Source organism: Muriicola sp. (assembly GCF_049669965.1).
In the GTDB taxonomy this organism is placed as follows: domain Bacteria; phylum Bacteroidota; class Bacteroidia; order Flavobacteriales; family Flavobacteriaceae; genus Muriicola.
On sequence record NZ_JBATLB010000214.1, the window covers coordinates 1 to 17,112 of the forward strand.

General features: G+C 42.5%; 15 protein-coding genes. 13 read left to right on the forward strand and 2 right to left on the reverse strand.

What is annotated here, in order from left to right:
- From WBM49_RS11155 to WBM49_RS11195, 9 genes are all read left to right on the forward strand, one after another.
- Positions 1-1,728 (forward strand): efflux RND transporter permease subunit (locus WBM49_RS11155; RefSeq protein WP_424372129.1); only part of this gene is annotated, 1,728 nt, incomplete at its 5' end.
- Positions 1,725-2,966 carry a TolC family protein gene (locus tag WBM49_RS11160; protein WP_424372130.1) on the forward strand — a complete coding sequence of 414 codons (1,242 nt, stop codon included), beginning with the start codon at positions 1,725-1,727 and terminating at the stop codon, positions 2,964-2,966. The genes WBM49_RS11155 and WBM49_RS11160, both read left to right, overlap by 4 nt.
- Before the next feature lies 1 nt (position 2,967).
- Positions 2,968-4,755 (forward strand): efflux RND transporter periplasmic adaptor subunit, encoded by a 1,788-nt coding sequence (locus tag WBM49_RS11165; RefSeq protein ID WP_424372131.1) that lies wholly within the window; start codon positions 2,968-2,970, stop codon positions 4,753-4,755.
- A 67-nt stretch (positions 4,756-4,822) separates the two neighbouring features.
- Positions 4,823-5,365 (forward strand): DUF3347 domain-containing protein, encoded by a 543-nt coding sequence (locus WBM49_RS11170; protein ID WP_424372132.1) that lies wholly within the window; start codon positions 4,823-4,825, stop codon positions 5,363-5,365.
- 3 nt (positions 5,366-5,368) lie between these two features.
- Entirely contained in the window at positions 5,369-7,867 is a 2,499-nt protein-coding gene (locus tag WBM49_RS11175) for a heavy metal translocating P-type ATPase (protein WP_424372133.1), read from the forward strand.
- Positions 7,868-7,918: 51 nt separating this feature from the next.
- The gene (locus tag WBM49_RS11180; RefSeq protein ID WP_424372134.1) at positions 7,919-8,683 is read left to right on the forward strand and encodes an exodeoxyribonuclease III; all 765 of its coding nucleotides are present in this window, start codon (positions 7,919-7,921) and stop codon (positions 8,681-8,683) included.
- A 77-nt stretch (positions 8,684-8,760) separates the two neighbouring features.
- The gene (locus WBM49_RS11185; protein WP_424372135.1) at positions 8,761-10,080 is read left to right on the forward strand and encodes a Gfo/Idh/MocA family protein; all 1,320 of its coding nucleotides are present in this window, start codon (positions 8,761-8,763) and stop codon (positions 10,078-10,080) included.
- Positions 10,081-10,106: 26 nt separating this feature from the next.
- Positions 10,107-10,523: a TonB-dependent receptor gene (locus WBM49_RS11190; RefSeq protein ID WP_424372136.1), complete on the forward strand. Its 417-nt coding sequence runs from the start codon at positions 10,107-10,109 to the stop codon at positions 10,521-10,523.
- Positions 10,524-10,742: 219 nt separating this feature from the next.
- Entirely contained in the window at positions 10,743-11,144 is a 402-nt protein-coding gene (locus tag WBM49_RS11195; protein ID WP_424372137.1) for an Hsp20/alpha crystallin family protein, read from the forward strand.
- Between the two features lie 133 nt (positions 11,145-11,277).
- On the opposite strand, the gene WBM49_RS11200 is transcribed toward WBM49_RS11195, so the two are convergent.
- Both WBM49_RS11200 and WBM49_RS11205 read right to left on the reverse strand, forming a co-directional pair.
- Complete coding sequence (locus tag WBM49_RS11200) at positions 11,278-12,027, reverse strand: slipin family protein (protein WP_424372138.1); 750 nt, start codon at positions 12,025-12,027, stop codon at positions 11,278-11,280.
- A gap of 101 nt (positions 12,028-12,128) precedes the next feature.
- Positions 12,129-12,974, reverse strand: coding sequence for a universal stress protein (locus tag WBM49_RS11205; protein WP_424372139.1), 846 nt, complete (start codon positions 12,972-12,974; stop codon positions 12,129-12,131).
- A gap of 217 nt (positions 12,975-13,191) precedes the next feature.
- On the opposite strand from WBM49_RS11205, the gene WBM49_RS11210 reads away from it, so the two are divergent.
- The 4 genes from WBM49_RS11210 (at position 13,192) to WBM49_RS11225 (ending at position 17,099) form a co-directional block, all read left to right on the forward strand.
- Entirely contained in the window at positions 13,192-13,995 is an 804-nt protein-coding gene (locus WBM49_RS11210; protein ID WP_424372140.1) for a sulfite exporter TauE/SafE family protein, read from the forward strand.
- A gap of 138 nt (positions 13,996-14,133) precedes the next feature.
- Positions 14,134-15,546, forward strand: a complete 1,413-nt coding sequence (locus WBM49_RS11215) for an MBL fold metallo-hydrolase (protein WP_424372141.1) — start codon at positions 14,134-14,136, stop codon at positions 15,544-15,546.
- A gap of 99 nt (positions 15,547-15,645) precedes the next feature.
- Complete coding sequence (locus WBM49_RS11220; RefSeq protein WP_424372142.1) at positions 15,646-15,990, forward strand: rhodanese-like domain-containing protein; 345 nt, start codon at positions 15,646-15,648, stop codon at positions 15,988-15,990.
- A 65-nt stretch (positions 15,991-16,055) separates the two neighbouring features.
- Complete coding sequence (locus WBM49_RS11225; protein WP_424372143.1) at positions 16,056-17,099, forward strand: Tll0287-like domain-containing protein; 1,044 nt, start codon at positions 16,056-16,058, stop codon at positions 17,097-17,099.
- Positions 17,100-17,112: the final 13 nt, after the last annotated feature.

Consider the following 17,112-nt stretch of genomic DNA (forward strand, 5'->3'; position numbering starts at 1 on the left):
GGAATAGGCTCGGAATTTATGCCTTCTCTGGACGAAGGCAGCTATTTGCTGATGCCCACTTCTATGCCTCATTCCGGGATAGAATATAACCGCAAAGTGGTTGGGCAGATCGATATGTTAGTAGGTAATATTCCAGAGGTAGATATGGTAGTTGGGAAATTAGGACGGGTAGAATCGGCTCTGGATCCCGCACCGATCTCTATGTACGAGAATATCATCAATTACAAACCAGAATTTATCCTGGATGAAGATGGAAAAAGGGTACGGTTTAAAGTAGACAGCAAGGATCGGTTCATTACCCTTCGTAAAGACACCCTAAGCAATAAGGAAGCCCTGGAAGCCGGTATCTCTGAGGAGGATCTGATTAAGGACGAAGATGGAGAGTTTTACAGAAACTGGAGACCTCATATCAAATCCCCGGATGATATTTGGAATGAGATCGTAGGCGTGACGAAGATACCAGGGGTTACTTCCGCCCCAAAATTGCAGCCCATTGAAACGCGTCTTGTTATGTTACAAACAGGGATGCGCGCCCCCATGGGCATTAAGGTTTATGGCCCTAATCTAAAGGCTATAGAAGATTTTGGGATGCAATTGGAAGCGATACTCAAAGAAGTACCCTCGGTAAAAACGGAAGCGGTTTTTGCAGATCGGATTGTGGGAAAACCATATCTGCATTTAAACATCAATAGGGAGGAAATTTCCCGTTACGGACTAAATATAGAGGACGTACAACAAAGTATAGAAACGGCGATAGGGGGCATGCAAAGAACCTCTACCGTAGAAGGAAGGGAGCGTTTCCCGGTTCGTGTCAGATATCCACGAGAGCTTAGGGACGATCCTGAAGCACTGAAGAAAATATTGATCCCTACTCCTGTTGGGGCACAAATTCCGCTTTCTCAGGTAGTAGATTTCGAATACGTAAAAGGTCCTCAGGCCATCAAAAGTGAAAACACCTTTTTGGTTGGCTATGTGCTTTTCGATAAGCGGGATGGTTTTGCAGAAGTTACAGTAGTGGAGGACGCACAGAAACTTATTCAAGAAAGAATAGATGCCGGAGATTTAACGGTCCCTGCGGGAATCAGCTACAAGTTTTCCGGAAGCTATGAAAATCAGATAAGAGCCGCAAAAAGATTATCGATTGTGATTCCTATAAGTTTACTCGTCATCTTCTTGCTACTGTTCTTTCAATTTAAGACCGTAATTGCTTCCTCTATTCACTTTTCTGGAGTATTTGTGGCGTTTGCCGGCGGATTTATCATGTTGTGGCTCTACGGGCAAGACTGGTTCCTGAATTTTTCCGTCTCCGGGGTGAACATGCGCGACCTCTTCCAGATGCACACTATTAATTTGAGTGTAGCCGTTTGGGTAGGTTTTATTGCCCTTTTTGGAATCGCTACAGATGATGGAGTGATCATGGGCACCTATATACATCAGGTTTTTGAAGAAAAGAACCCTCAAACCATTCCCGGGGTACGGGCAGCGGTTTTGGAGGCCGGGAAGAAAAGGGTTCGCCCGGCGATGATGACTGCTGCAGTTGCCATTATAGCCCTCTTACCGGTACTTACCTCTACCGGAAAAGGTGCAGATATAATGATCCCAATGGCCATACCAACCTTTGGGGGAATGGCCATACAGATTATGACCATGTTTGTGGTGCCTGTCCTTCAATCCTTTTGGAGGGAAACGGTTATCAATAATCAGAACAAAAAAATTAGCACAAAATGAAAAGAGTACTCACCATATGCATCGTATTGATCGGCATGGGGATGCAGGCACAGACACTGGAAGAATATTTTAAAATAGCAGCCGACAATAACCCTGGCCTTCTTTCACAACACAGAGAATTTGAGGCTGCTTTGCAAAAAGTACCTCAGGTAAGCTCTTTGCCAGACCCGTCACTTTCTGTAAGTGCTTTTGGACAAATGGTGGAAACAAGAGTTGGGCCTCAGCAAGCGCGCTTTTCACTCTCACAAATGTTCCCGTGGTTTGGCACTTTAAAGGCTCAGGGGGATGCCGCCACTCTAATGGCAGAGTCGAGATACCAATCATTTTTAGATGCCAGGAACAAACTTTATTTTGAAGTAGCTTCAGCCTATTTTCCACTACAGGAGCTTAAGGAGTTAAAGGATATAGAAACACAGAATATTTCTATACTGGAAGCTTATAAGACCATTTCGAATTCTAAGTTTAAAAATGGAAATGGGACCTTGGCCGATGTATTGCGAGTTGATATTATGCTAAAAGAGGCAAAGACGAATTTGCAAATCCTTGCTTTGAAGGAAAAGCCTTTGCTTGTAAAATTCAACTCATTATTGAACAGGAGTGAAATAACGCCCGTGGTCCTCTCGGATGCAGATGTAATAAGTCCTTTGTCTGCAGATTTCCTGAAAGATTCACTGGCCTCCAACCATCCATTACTGAATGCCTTAGAATTAAAGATAAAAGCCGGCGAGGCCTCCGAACAAGCAGCACAAAAACAAGGACTGCCAAATTTAGGGATCGGATTAGATTATATTATGGTAGGAGATCGCACAGATCTTGCACCCGGAGCCAGTGCACCTCCGGATAATGGAAAAGATGCAATTATGCCCATGGTAACTGTAAGTCTTCCCATCTTCAGGAGTAAGTACAAAGCTGCGGTCAAAGAGGCGCAACTAATGCAGGAGAGTTATTCCTTTCAGAAAGCGGAAATTGTTAATTCCCTTAAATCGGAATATGAAATGGCCATATACGATATTAGGCAAAAAACCGAGATGATCTCGTTGTTTGAACAACAAAAAGAAGAAGCCGGACAAGTCCTCAATCTTTTGATCATGGCCTACGGAAATTCGGGGACGGATTTTGAGGAAGTGCTTAGGATGCAGCAACAATTGCTTACCTATGATAGACTGCGAATAACTACACTAACTCAATATAGGATCGCAAAGGCAAAACTGGAATACATCACAGCAAAAAGATTTTAAGATGAAAAAGGAAACAAAAAAGTTAATCGGAATAGCTGCTTTAACTCTATTTATTGGGCTATTGCTAGGGGGGCTGTTTTTTGGAGGTTCAAAGAACAGCAATACTGATGAACACCTGCACAATGGGGAGATGGTTAAAGGGACCATCTGGACCTGTTCTATGCATCCACAGATTAGGCAAGGTGAACCAGGCAACTGCCCTATATGTGGGATGGAACTGATTCCTTTGGCTGATGATACAGATGCGGACCTGGACCCGGCTGCTATCAGCATGTCCCAAACTGCCATGCAGATCGCGAATGTTTCTACTGAAATAGTAGGAACCTCAAAACCTGTAAAATTATTGAGTATGAATGGAAAGGTGCAGGCCGATGAACGATTGGTCTATTCACAGTCATCTCACGTCCCCGGGCGAATTGAAAGACTGTCTGTTAATTTTACCGGGGAATATGTAAATAAGGGCCAGATACTGGCAACTATCTATTCTCCGGAGCTGGTTAATGCACAAGAGGAACTATTTGAAGCGCGAAAAATTGCCGATGTCCAACCGTTGTTTTTTAATTCATCAAAGGAAAAACTCAAGAACTGGAAGCTTTCTGATAAACAAATAGCGCAAATATTAGAATCGGGGAAAATTCGGGAAGAACTCCCTATTCTGGCCGATATATCTGGCTATGTAACCGAGAAGAAGGTAAATCTTGGCGATTATGTAAACAAAGGTCAGGTGATTTATCAAATTGCCAATCTAAACAGTGTATGGATCTTGTTTGATGTGTATGAATCGGATATGGCCTGGATTAAAAAGGGAGATGAGGTTAGATTTTCGTTACAGTCTTTACCGGGAGAAGAATTTCTCGGTAAAATATCCTACATAGATCCGGTGATCGATCCTATGTCTCGGGTAGCAAAGGCCAGGGTAGAGGTAAGTAATAAGGACCTAAAACTAAAGCCCGAAATGTTTGTCTCCGGAACGGTGGAAGCTAAACTACCCATAAAATCGGATGCCATCGTTGTACCAAAGTCGGCAGTCATGTGGACTGGGGAGCGCTCGGTGGTGTATGTAAAAAATCCGTTGTCCAAGGGGGTTAGTTTTGTGATGCGCAACGTAACCCTGGGTCCTGCTCTTGGAAATGGATTTGTGATCAATGAAGGCCTAGCGGCCGGGGAGGAAATAGCGGTTAATGGCACATTCAGCATAGATGCTGCTGCCCAGTTGGCTGGTAAACCCAGTATGATGAATCCGGAAGGAGGGCCCGCAATGACAGGTCACAATCATGGTAGTACTTCCACGTCTAGCTCTATGGATCCTTCCACCAAGACGGGTGATAAAAGTCTTGTGGTAGATCAAAAGACAAAAGATGCATTAATTCCCATTTATACGGAATATCTGTCTATGAAAGATGCCTTGGTAAATGATGAACTGGCAAGTGCAAAATTGTATGCAACCAAATTAATTACAGCTGTTAAAAAGGTTAATATGTCATTATTTAAGGGAGATTCTCATGAAATTTGGATGACACAGAGCGGGGACATAAAGAATGCCTTGCAGCATGCAGAGCATTTTAATACCCTGGAGGAGATCCGGAAAGCTTTTCAAACAATATCAGATAGAATGATAGCTTTGGAAAAGGCCTTTAAACCTAACAAAGAGACCCTCTTTGTACTGCATTGTCCTATGGCCAATAACAATATGGGGGCAGATTGGATAAGCACCTCTAAAGACATCAAAAACCCGTACTACGGGCAGTCCATGTTAACTTGTGGAAAAGTAACCGAAGAATTGAAGTAAATGCATCCTTGCATACTTAAAAAAAGAAAAATTAACCCTAACACATAAACTATCAAAAATACATCCTATGAAAACAGCCAACGTCCTACAACTTGTTTCTTTAAGTTTAGTATTCTTCGTCCTTTCATGCAAGGATAAAGCTCCTTCAGGAACTGAAAACGGCAACAACCCTGAATCTATAAATACAGTTGCACTGGCGGGAACTAATCTTGCTTTTGCCAATAATGAAGCTACATTTGTTTTTGAAAAATACATCTTACTTGGTAATGCGCTGACCAAATCTGATATGGAGAGCGCAAGGCAAGCTGCTGAGGATCTGGCTTCCTTATCCGGAGATACTTCTTCAGGAAATTATAAGGAAATTGCAGCTTTGATTGGGACTTCCAATGATCTTGAATCTCAGCGCACCCTATTCTCGGAATTATCAATGGTCTTGGAGCCTATGATCAAAAATCAATTGGCCAAAGGCAAGGTTTACAAGCAGTTTTGCCCCATGGCCTTTAATAATGATGGAGCCTATTGGTTTTCTGAAGAAACTGAGATCAATAATCCTTATTTTGTGTCAAAAATGCTACGCTGCGGCAGCGTTACTGAAACCTTTGAAAATTAAGAGATGAAACACGACTATCACATTCACGGAATGACTTGTAATGGTTGCAGAAGCCATGTAGAAGAAATACTAACAAAGGTGGAAGGGGTGGATTCGGTTACAGTTGACCTTGTAAAAGCGAGTGCGTCCATTGAAATGCAAAAGCATGTTCCCATTGAAACTTTTCAACAAGCTCTGGAAAAGGATGGGGACAGATACAGTATCCATGAACATGGAATGCATCCCGGGCCTAAGAAGAAAGTGAAGGATGCCAAGTCAAAGGGAACAGGGACCTTTTATTGTCCTATGCATTGTGAAGGAGAAAAGACCTATGACGCTTCCGGTGACTGTCCGGTTTGCGGGATGGACCTTATAGAACAACAAACCACTGCATCGAATAGGGATACTCAGTATACCTGTCCGATGCATCCGGAAATAATACGGGACCAAGCCGGAAGCTGTCCAATTTGCGGGATGGATCTGCTGCCTATGGAACCCGATCTTTCGGCAGAAGAGAAGAACTATAAAAAGCTGCTAAAAAAATTCTGGATCTCCATAGTATTTACACTGCCCATTTTCTTAATCGCTATGTCGGAGATGATCCACAATAATCCCCTGTACGATCTTTTGACCCAAAAAGGGTGGAACTGGATACAGTTTGCCCTATCCCTTCCTGTTGTCTTCTACACTACATGGATGTTTTTTGAACGGGCCTATCGCAGTATCAGAACTATGAATCTGAATATGTTTACCCTCATTGGCATTGGCGCTGGGGTGGCGTGGCTATTTAGTGTGTTTGGAATGTTTTTTCCTGATTTCTTTCCCGCTCAGTTTAAGACGGAAAATGGAAGTGTTCATGTTTATTTTGAGGCGGCCACAGTGATTTTAACCCTTGTTCTTATGGGGCAGGTGCTAGAAGCCAGGGCCCACAGCAAGACAAATTCTGCCGTAAAGGAATTATTGAAACTGGCGCCAAACAAGGCGATTCGGGTCCGGGACGGAAAAGAAGAAGAAGTTGGTATAGACGACATTGAATTGGGTGATATTCTGAGGGTAAAACCTGGCTCTAAGATACCGGTGGATGGCGTCATAACCGAAGGCAATTCTTCCCTTGACGAATCCATGATGACCGGAGAACCCAATCCCGTTAGTAAAGCGAAAGGGGATACGGTAACAAGCGGGACCATCAATGGCAATCAATCATTTTTAATGAAGGCCGAAAAAATTGGTTCGGATACCTTGCTTTCTCAGATCATCCATATGGTCAATGAGGCCAGCAGGAGTAAAGCTCCCATCCAAAATCTTGCGGATAAGGTCTCTGGTTACTTTGTTCCGATAGTTGTATTAATAGCCATCATCACCTATGTGGTTTGGGCGGTTTGGGGCCCGGAACCCTCCTATGTATACGCCCTTGTCAATGCCATAGCGGTTCTTATTATTGCTTGTCCATGTGCCCTGGGCCTGGCCACGCCCATGTCAGTAATGGTGGGTGTTGGAAAGGGAGCTCAGAATGGTATTCTAATAAAAAATGCAGAGGCCCTTGAAAAAATGAATAAGGTAAATACCCTGATCGTGGATAAAACAGGCACCATCACAGAGGGTAAACCTTCTGTTGAGACCATTGGTACCGCAGGCGAACTTAATTCAGAAAATGAAGTACTGCAATATACTGTCTCCATCAATCAACATAGCGAACACCCGCTGGCGCAGGCAACCGTTCAATACGGGAAAGAAAAGGGGGTAGATGTACTTAAAACGGGCAAATTTAATGCGGTCACAGGGAAAGGAGTAGAGGGAGAGGTAGCTGGAAAAAAAGTGGCTCTCGGCAATGAGAAAATGATGGAGCAAAGTGGCGCTACCATCACTCCCCAAATTCGTGAAAAGACAAAAAAGTATCAGGAACAGGGGAAAACTGTTTCTTATTTATCCATAGACGCACAACTGGTTGGATTTGTGGTCATTGGGGATAAGATAAAGGAAACGAGCAAGCGTGCCATTGGCCTTTTACAAGACAAGGGAATTAAGGTGATCATGCTTACGGGAGACAATAATACTACGGCAAAAGCCGTCGCAAAACAACTTAATTTGGCCGATTTTAAAGCGGGGATGCTTCCGGAAGACAAACTTAGAGAAGTTGAAAAACTTCAAAGAAATGGACGAGTAGTGGCCATGGCAGGAGATGGCATCAATGATGCCCCGGCCCTGGCGAAAAGTGACGTGGGCATCGCCATGGGCACCGGTACGGATGTGGCCATAGAAAGTGCGGCCATAACCCTGATTAAAGGAGATCTATATGGTATTGTAAAGGCGAGAAACTTAAGCCATAAAGTAGTGAGCAACATAAAACAGAACCTATTCTTTGCCCTGGTTTATAATACCCTGGGCGTACCTATAGCAGCAGGGGTGTTGTTTCCGGTTTTTGGGATATTGCTCTCTCCAATGATCGCAGCAGCGGCCATGAGTTTCAGTTCGGTTTCTGTCATTACAAATGCACTTCGCCTTAGAAGTATTTCCCTTGGCTAGATCATATTTCTTATTTTTGAATGAACCCGCTGTAAATAGAATAGACTTTAGATGAAACTTATCACCTGGAACGTTAATGGTCTACGGGCCATTGTTAAAAAGGACTTTTATAAAACCCTTGGGGAAATTAAGGCCGATATCGTCTGCCTTCAGGAAACCAAGGCACAGGTTGAGGAAGTAGAAAAGGCTCTCGAACCCCTCGATTCTTATAAGATACTGAGTAACTCCGCAGAGAAAAAAGGATATTCGGGAACTGCTATCCTTTGCAGGACTGTTCCAAAAGGAACAACAAGGGATATGGGGATAGAGGAACATGATGCAGAAGGGCGAATCCTTTGTGCAGAATATCCGGAATTTTATTTGATCAATGTATATGTCCCAAATTCGGGACAGCAATTGGATAGGCTCAATTACCGAAAAGGATGGGACGCCGATTTTCTAAAGTACATCAAGAAAAAAGAAGAGACAAAACCCGTGATTGTCTGTGGCGATTTTAATGTGGCACACCAACCTATTGATCTGAAGAACGACAAATCTAATTACAACAAAACTGCCGGCTATACCCAGGTTGAAATAGACGGCATGGATGCTTTCATAGAGGCCGGACTCGTTGACATTTACCGTAGATTGCACCCGGGAAAAGAGGCCTATACGTATTGGAGCTATCGCTTTAAGGCCAGGGAGCGCAATACAGGCTGGCGTTTAGATTATTTTCTGTTGAGTAGATCTTTGACAGACAAGGTAAAAAAGGTTGAGATCCTCAACGAATACTACGGCTCGGATCATTGTCCTGTATTGCTGGAAATAGCCATGTAGAAAGCCCTAATTTACATCACTGACGAGCCCGTAGAATACGCAAAAATTACCTACATTATGGGTCAAATCCGTTAGTCATGCAAAATCGAAGAACCTTCCTAAAAGATCTGGGGGTAGCCTCCTTAGCTACGGCCCTACCTCTTACGCAATTGAATGCAAAATCTGTGTCTACAACTCAAAATGAGGTCAACGTCGGCCTTATTGGGGTACGTGGCATGGGCTGGGCCAATCTTACTTCCTTTTTAAAAAACGCAGGTACCACCTGTGTAGCCCTTTGTGATGTTGATGCTCAATTATTACAAGAGCGTGCACAAGAGATAGAAACAAAGACAGGGAAAAGGCCCAAAACATTTTCAGATCACAGAGAGTTCTTAAGATTAAAGTCGCTACAGGCAGTGATCATCGGTACACCAGATCATTGGCATTGTATTCAAATGACCGATGCCTGCGCAGCCGGGAAAGACGTCTATGTGGAAAAACCAATTGCCAATAGTATTGAGGAAGCCAATCTAATGGTAGAAGCCGCCAGGAAGTATAACTGCGTAGTACAGGTAGGACAATGGCAACGCAGTGACCCACACTGGATTGAGGCCTTGGCCTATCTTAAAACAGGAGTTCTGGGTAGGATAAGACAAGTAAAAGCCTGGGCCGATGTGAACTATGGGAAAGGATTTGAGGTAGTACCAGATAGCAACCCACCTGCCGGAGTAGACTACGATAGATGGTTAGGACCTGCTCCTAAAAGACCTTTTAATCAAAACAGGTTTCATGGATCTTTCAGATACTTCTGGGATTATGCCGGTGGACTAATGACAGACTGGGGTGTTCATATGCTGGATATGGTGTTGGCCGGGATGGGAGCCTCAAATCCCAAATCGGTAATGGCCATCGGAGGAAAGTTGGCTTTTCCCAATAATGCGGCAGAAACCCCGGATACACTCACAACAGTTTATGATTTTGGTGATTTTAGTTTGGTTTGGGAACAATTTATGGCGATGGGTACTTCGCCCTATCTGGAGGAGTCTGGTGAGCCCGGAGTGGCTTTTATTGGAGAAAATGGGATCCTCGCTGTAAACAGGGCCAGTTGGAAAGTTCTTCCTTTCCAGGAGGAAGGGAAATATCTTATGGAAGCACTGCCTTCGAGAAAGAGCTATATCAACGGACTGGACCAGCATACCAGAAATTTTTTGGAATGTATTCAAAGTCGGCAAGACCCAAATTGCACTATAGAAATGGGCAGAAATGCAGCACTTGTGGCCCATTTGGGAAATATTGCTTACAGAACAGGGAAGAAATTAGAATGGGACGCAAATAAGGGGCAAATCAGCAATGAACCTGAAGCAAACACTTACTTGGCTCCAACCTACAGAACACCCTGGAAACTCTGGGAAGGATAGGTAATACAAATTGTAAAAAGATTACTATGTGTGTCAGACAGAGAATTCTTAAGCTTATCATCATCATCCTTACGTCTTTTTCGCTGGGAATAAGTTGTACGAGCAGCAGGGTAAGGACGGTCTCGGGTGAGGAGGACCCTGTTCCCATGAGGTCTATGACTGCCAATAAAGGGGAAGTAAGTATTTTAGACATGCTTCAGCGTGTTGCAGGGATCACTGTAAGGGGCAATGTTGTGCGTGTTTTTGGACCTAATTCTTTTTCGAATACTACAGATCCTTTGTTTCTGATCGACGGGGTTGCGTATAGCGGTGGTCTATCAGGTATTTTAAGCAGCATCAATCCGGAAAATGTCAAATCTATTGAAGTCTTTAAGACGCCGGCTGAATTGGGTTTATATGGAGCACGCGGGGCTAATGGAGTGATCAATATTATTTTAAAGTGAAGATCGGTCCGGAATCATAAGCCTTCGCACATCCAAAAAAATCATAGAAATATTTTGTAAAATGACGTAGGTCATAGGAAACTTTTTTAGCGGATGGTACCTTGCATCTTGTACCATTTGAACGGATTGTTTAACCTAAAAAATATGATCATGTCACTAACAAAATTTAAAAATCGAAAAAGACCTCTTACCAATCTGATTACTTCTGATTTCTTCGATATGGAGGATCTCTTTGACAATCGGCTATGGAATCGAGGCTTGGTAAATGAAGATTTTTGGAATGGTAGATCTGGTGAGCCTGCATTAAACATAAAGGAAACCGATCATTATTTTGAAATTGAGTTGGCTGCCCCCGGCTTTACCAAAAAAGACTTTGAAGTATCTATTGAGAATAGATATTTAACTATCAAAGCAGAGAAGGAGTTTACAGATGAAGAGAAAGAAGAGGAGTATACTCGCAAAGAATTTTCTTATAATTCCTTTACAAGAACCTTATTATTACCAGAAAATGTCTTGGAAGATGAAATTAAAGCTAAGTACAACGACGGTGTTTTAAGATTTAAGCTCACAAAAAAGGAAGAAGTAAAAAAATTAAAACCTAGAAAAGTGGAAATTGCATGATAGTATCCACTTGCTAAGCAGCCCTCCTGTCTTAATTGAATGCTTTATTTTTAAAAGAGCCCACAGGAGGGCTCTCTTTTTTAGGGGGAATAACTTTCGTTGACGCTAGGTCTTCATTGATTGGCACAGTTCTCTAATCTGTTTGATTCTTCCTTCGCTTTCGCGGCAATACTTCCTCCGGAAATGGGAATAGGATAGTTGAATTTTTCTCTGCGGCAATATTGGATAATGTTTGATACAGTCGGAGCTTTATTGCAGAAGGTGATTGGTCTATTTTTTTACCTGCCTTTAGAAGCATGTCTGCCGCCTGGTCTTCTGCCTGCGCTAAAATGATACGCGCCCTGCGTGAGCGTTCTGCCTCCGCCTGATTGGCCATCATCCTTCTCATATTTTCTGGCAATTGTATGTCTTTAATCTTTACATCAATGATCTCTATTCCCCATCGTTTAGTTTCTCCTTCCACAATGGTCTTGATGTTCTTACCCATTTCCTCCCGCTTAGATAGGATCGTATCTAACTCTACTTTTCCACAGACGTCTCTGAGCGCGGCCTGAGATAACTGAGTGATCGCAAAGGAGAACTCCTCCACCTCCAATACGGCCTTTTCAGGATCAGTAATTTGAAAAAACACTACTCCATCAATGCTGCAGGGTACGTTGTCTTCGGTCATCACTTCCTGAGAGATGATCTTTATAGTGATCACCCGGATATCCACCTTTTGAATTGTTTCAACCAATGGAATGATCCAACGTAAACCGGGCTGTAACGTATTTACATATTTCCCAAAACGAAATTTTAGGGCACGTTTGTATTCAAAAATGATCCGAACACCGCTTATTAAAAAGAGGATCATGATCAGAACGAAAAATAGAAGTGGATTCATAAGATTTGATTTTCAAGTTAGCAAAATATTTTCCTGTATGAGGTAAGTTAGCGTAACCTCTAAGATCTTTTAAGGTACAAAAAATAAGCACGCGTTGATCCCTACAAATTCCTTTTCTGGAAGCTGAGCAAGGGTATGGAAACCACAGACTTCATCTGTTTTACATTATCCTTGGGCCAAAAATTATTCATAATTCCGTGGTCTTCCCTCTCTAGCATAGCCAGCAGTGATGGGTTCTCATCTTCGATAAAGGATTGTAGGGAGGAATTAATGTCTTCTGCAAATTTTAATTCAAAATAAAGATGAGGATAGGTAACTTTATTTTCGAGCATCTCCTTAAACCAGGCCATTTGATCCTCCCCTGCATATTCCTTTTTGGTAGAAATATGAACGAGTCTTATACTGGCGTTGAAAGGTTCCGCTATGGCTACCAGCTTGCGGATGGCCAGAATATCCGATTCCTCAAAAGCCGTGGCGTACACAATCTTTTTTAAGGGAGTGGTTTCTGATTTTTCAGGAACCATTATCAGGGGAACATACGATTTGTCAATGAGCGAAGTTGCGGTACTTCCTATGAATAGATCTTTTAAAAGTGTACTTCCTTTGGTACCTACAATGATAAAATCAGCATTGATCTTTTCTGCATTTTCAAGAATCCCACTAGAAGGGATACTGTTCTCAGATACGATAAGGGACAATCCCAGAGTTTCAGGTTCCTTCCCCAGATGTTTTGTGCAGAATTGGGATAATTTGGTTCGATATTCCACAAAGGCCGCTTCTTCTAAACGAGTATATGCAATGCTAACCGTACTCATAAAAGTGGGCTTCATGTCGAATACATGTACAACAAAAAGTTGGGCGCTGAGCTGCTGACGCAGCATATTCGCAAATTTCAAAGCACTCGCAGAAGTCTCTGAAAAATCGGTGGCAACCAATATCGTTCTCATCTTTTATCACTTTATAATTTACCTTAGGGAAGCTATATAATTAAACTGTTCCATACTATGATACTTATCATGTTCCGGTTTGTTTCTGATAGCCTTTTAACAAATTCATTTGCTATGAGAGGTCTTAAAATGAATGGATCCATAAAGATGCTCTGTAACTTAGGTTACTCCTAGCCATCTGTAGACGATCTACTTTTGTCTCGCTAAAAATAGTACGGTGGATCTTACGCAAATCTTAGGCTATCTGGGTGCCCTTATCATTGGGGTTGTATTAGGTCTCATCGGTGGGGGAGGGTCCATTCTTACCGTCCCTATATTTGTATATCTGCTTTCCATAAACCCTGTGGTTGCCACTGCCTATTCCCTTTTTGTTGTGGGAGTTTCCTCCCTTTTAGGAGCGTTTCAAAATATCAGAAAAGGACTGGTAGACTTTAAGACGGCCATTGTATTTGCTGTTCCGGCCTTTATAGCCGTATACCTCACCAGGAGGTTTTTAGTTCCCGCCATTCCGGAATACTTATTTGAGGTTGGGAGTTTTACGGTAACCAGAGATATTGGGATCATGATCTTTTTTGCGATGATCATGCTACTGGCATCCTATTCTATGATCAATGGCAAAGGTAAAAACTGTGATGAAGATCATACCGACGTAAAATACAACTATCCTCTGATTATACTTGAGGGTATGGTGGTCGGACTTATTACCGGAATAGTAGGAGCCGGTGGTGGGTTCTTGATCATCCCTGCTTTGGTTCTTCTCGCTAAACTACCCATGAAAAAAGCAGTGGCAACTTCCTTACTGATCATTGCCATCAAGTCGCTTATTGGGTTCATCGGAGATGTGGAAACCATGGAGATAAACTGGCCGTTTCTCCTCAGTTTTACATCCTTCTCCTTAATAGGAATCATACTCGGGGTATGGCTTACTAAATTTATTGACGGAAGCAGTCTCAAAAGGGCCTTTGGTTGGTTTGTACTCGTCATGGGAATTTATATTCTCATCAAGGAAATACTTTTTTAATTGGGAGTGAATACTGACAAATGTCATAGTACCTCAACCCATTGTTTCAGAGCTTTGTAACCTGTGTTACGCATCAACCAATGAAGTCTTTATAACTTTATCTACCTAAAGAAAAGTATACAATTTATTAGCATACGTATGAAAATAGAGCAGATCTATACAGGATGTTTGGCCCATGCGGCATACTACCTGGAGAGCAAAGGGGAAGCCGCCATTTTTGATCCGCTTCGGGAAGTGGGTCCTTATATGGAGCGGGCTGAAAAGGACAATGCCAGGATAAAATATGTTTTTGAAACGCATTTTCATGCAGATTTTGTGAGTGGTCATCTGGATCTTCAAAAAAAGACAGGGGCACATATCGTTTTTGGCCCTACCGCTCAGCCAGGGTATGAGGCTATAGTTGCCAAGGATAATCAGGTTTTTACGGTGGGCGATTACAAGATAAAAGTGATTCATACGCCGGGTCATACGATGGAGAGTACAACTTATTTACTTATTGATGAGAAAGGGAAAGAACACGGGCTAATTACGGGAGATACTTTATTTATAGGGGACGTGGGTAGACCCGATCTCGCTCAGCACGTGGTTTCCGAACTTACAGAAGAGAAACTGGCCGGACATTTATTCGATTCATTGCGAAATAGAATTATGCCATTGGCCGATGACCTGATAGTTTATCCCAATCACGGTGCGGGTTCCGCCTGTGGGAAGATGATGAGTAAAGAAACGACAGACACACTGGGGCACCAGAAAAAAGTGAACTATGCCTTACGGGCAGATATGACCAAAGAAGAGTTCATCAAGGAATTACTGACAGGTCTAACACCACCACCCGGGTATTTCCCACAGAATGTTCTTATGAACATCAAAGGATATGAAAGTCTTGATACCGTAATGGAAAGAGGGGAAAGACCGCTGTCTCCTGAGGCCTTTGAAACAGCTGCCAATGAAACGACTGCCCTGATGTTAGATACCAGGGATGCGGAGGATTATGCCAAGGGACATGTGCCCAATAGCATAAATATTGGACTTAAAGGCAATTTTGCTCAATGGGTGGGGGAAATGATCCCGGATGTAAAACAAGAGATCCTTCTAATTACCTATCCGGATAAGGAAGAGGAGGCCATTACAAGACTTTCCAGAGTTGGCTATGATCATACGATTGGATTTCTAAAGGGAGGTTTCAACAGTTGGAAAAAAGCTCAGAAGGAATATGAAATGGTAGATCGGATAAACTCTCAGGAATTTGAAAAAGACTATTTGGAGAATCCGATGGTCATTGATGTAAGAAAAAAGAGTGAGTTTGATTCTGAACATGTTATTGGAGCCATTAATGTACCCCTTAATGAGATGAACCGGCATCTCGCACAATTTCCAAAAAACACTCCTTTTATTCTGTATTGTGCCGGGGGGTATCGAAGTATGATCGCGGCCTCTATATTAAAACAAAGAGGATGGGATAATTTCAGGGACGTTGCTGATGGTTTTGAAGGAATTTCTAAAACTTCAGTGGCTAAATCGGACTATGTATGTCCGACAACCCTGTTGTAATACAATTTAGTTGTTTTTGGTTGGATTGATGCAGGGAGCAATATCGAAGAGGGTAATTGCTCCCTTTTTCAAAATTGATGAACAAAAAATAAAATGATTATGTCTTTATTTAAAACACTATTTAAGTCGAACTCAGCTGTGAATTCCAATGTGGAAGTGCTGAACACTGAAGATTTTAAGAAAGCTGTACATATGAACAAGGTGCAATTGGTGGATGTGCGAACCGCCCGGGAATTTAAAGGCGGACATATCGCTAGAGCACTGAATATTGATTACTTTAAAGGCGATGCTTTTTATAAGGAATTTGAAAAGCTCGATCGCAGCAAACCACTTTATCTTTATTGCAGGTCCGGGAACAGAAGTAATAAGGCAGCGCATCAGTTAGCTGCCAGAGGCTTTGAAAAGGTATACGACCTTAAAGGCGGTATACTGCGTTGGAAATAAAAGCACGAGCTATCAACTTCCGGAAACGGGTAAGTTCTAATTAAAAGAGTAATAAAAATATGACTATGCGCTATCTGATCTTTTTCCTTGTTATCATCCTCAGTATTTCCTGTAAAGATTCCCAAAAAGGGTACCAACCTTTGGAGCCGTCTAAGGCCGAAGTGGCAATCAACTCGACTTCAAATCCAGGAAAGATAATAGTTGAGAATGAATGTTATATCTGTCATAATCCTGAAGCGTCTCAGGCAACTATGATAGCACCACCGCTTGTTGCAGTTAAAATGCATTATATAGATGAACAAACTTCTAAAGAGGAATTTACAAAGGCCCTTATCAATTGGCTGAATGATCCACAACCCGAAAAGTCGAGAATGAGAGGTGCCCTAAATAGATTTGGGGTAATGCCCTATCAACCCTACTCTGAAGAGGCCATGAAGGATATAGCCACTTATATTTATGAAACAGACCTGCCACAGCCAGAATGGTTTGAGGAGCATTTTCAAAAAGGACATGGTCAGGGGAAAGGCATGGGAAAAGGCATGGGGAAAGGAATGGGGAAAGGAATGGGGATGAATGAGATGGAGGAGAATGCCGCTATGGAAACCCTATCCGATGTTTACAAGGAGAAAGGGATGGAAGTTGCCATGGCCAGCCAGGGCGAACTTGGAAAGAACCTGATGAGAGCTATTCAGGAGAAGGGTACGGCAGGAGCAATCGATTTCTGTAAAACCAAGGCAACAAGAATCACAGATAGTATGGGCATTATGAAGAATGTCCTGATAAAACGTGTAACAGATAAACCCAGAAACGTATCAAATTTGGCAAACCTGGAAGAACTTGGATTTATGACTGCTTTTAAAAGGCAGGTGGCCAATAAAGGAGAGATACGTGCCATCACAAAAGAAACGGACGATGAGGTCTATTTTTACTACCCCATTACTACCAATGCCATGTGTCTTCAATGCCATGGTACGCCTCAAAAAGACATTGAACCATCTGTATTAGAGACTTTATCTGTCTTGTATCCTCAGGACAAGGCCATTAATTATGATATACAGCAATTAAGAGGTATGTGGCGTATTCAATTCGCAAAAGAGATCACAGAATAGCCGGTATTTTGAT

What these genes read in the sequence shown, in the direction of transcription:
- WBM49_RS11225 (WP_424372143.1), top strand. Translation starts at nt 16,056, where the DNA reads ATGCGCTATCTGATCTTTTTCCTTGTTATCATCCTCAGTATTTCCTGT.
- WBM49_RS11215 (WP_424372141.1), top strand. Translation starts at nt 14,134, where the DNA reads ATGAAAATAGAGCAGATCTATACAGGATGTTTGGCCCATGCGGCATAC.
- WBM49_RS11200 (WP_424372138.1), bottom strand. Translation starts at nt 12,027, where the DNA reads ATGAATCCACTTCTATTTTTCGTTCTGATCATGATCCTCTTTTTAATA.
- WBM49_RS11220 (WP_424372142.1), top strand. Translation starts at nt 15,646, where the DNA reads ATGTCTTTATTTAAAACACTATTTAAGTCGAACTCAGCTGTGAATTCC.
- WBM49_RS11195 (WP_424372137.1), top strand. Translation starts at nt 10,743, where the DNA reads ATGGAGGATCTCTTTGACAATCGGCTATGGAATCGAGGCTTGGTAAAT.
- WBM49_RS11170 (WP_424372132.1), top strand. Translation starts at nt 4,823, where the DNA reads ATGAAAACAGCCAACGTCCTACAACTTGTTTCTTTAAGTTTAGTATTC.
- WBM49_RS11190 (WP_424372136.1), top strand. Translation starts at nt 10,107, where the DNA reads ATGTGTGTCAGACAGAGAATTCTTAAGCTTATCATCATCATCCTTACG.
- WBM49_RS11160 (WP_424372130.1), top strand. Translation starts at nt 1,725, where the DNA reads ATGAAAAGAGTACTCACCATATGCATCGTATTGATCGGCATGGGGATG.
- WBM49_RS11175 (WP_424372133.1), top strand. Translation starts at nt 5,369, where the DNA reads ATGAAACACGACTATCACATTCACGGAATGACTTGTAATGGTTGCAGA.
- WBM49_RS11165 (WP_424372131.1), top strand. Translation starts at nt 2,968, where the DNA reads ATGAAAAAGGAAACAAAAAAGTTAATCGGAATAGCTGCTTTAACTCTA.
- WBM49_RS11205 (WP_424372139.1), bottom strand. Translation starts at nt 12,974, where the DNA reads ATGAGAACGATATTGGTTGCCACCGATTTTTCAGAGACTTCTGCGAGT.
- WBM49_RS11180 (WP_424372134.1), top strand. Translation starts at nt 7,919, where the DNA reads ATGAAACTTATCACCTGGAACGTTAATGGTCTACGGGCCATTGTTAAA.
- WBM49_RS11185 (WP_424372135.1), top strand. Translation starts at nt 8,761, where the DNA reads ATGCAAAATCGAAGAACCTTCCTAAAAGATCTGGGGGTAGCCTCCTTA.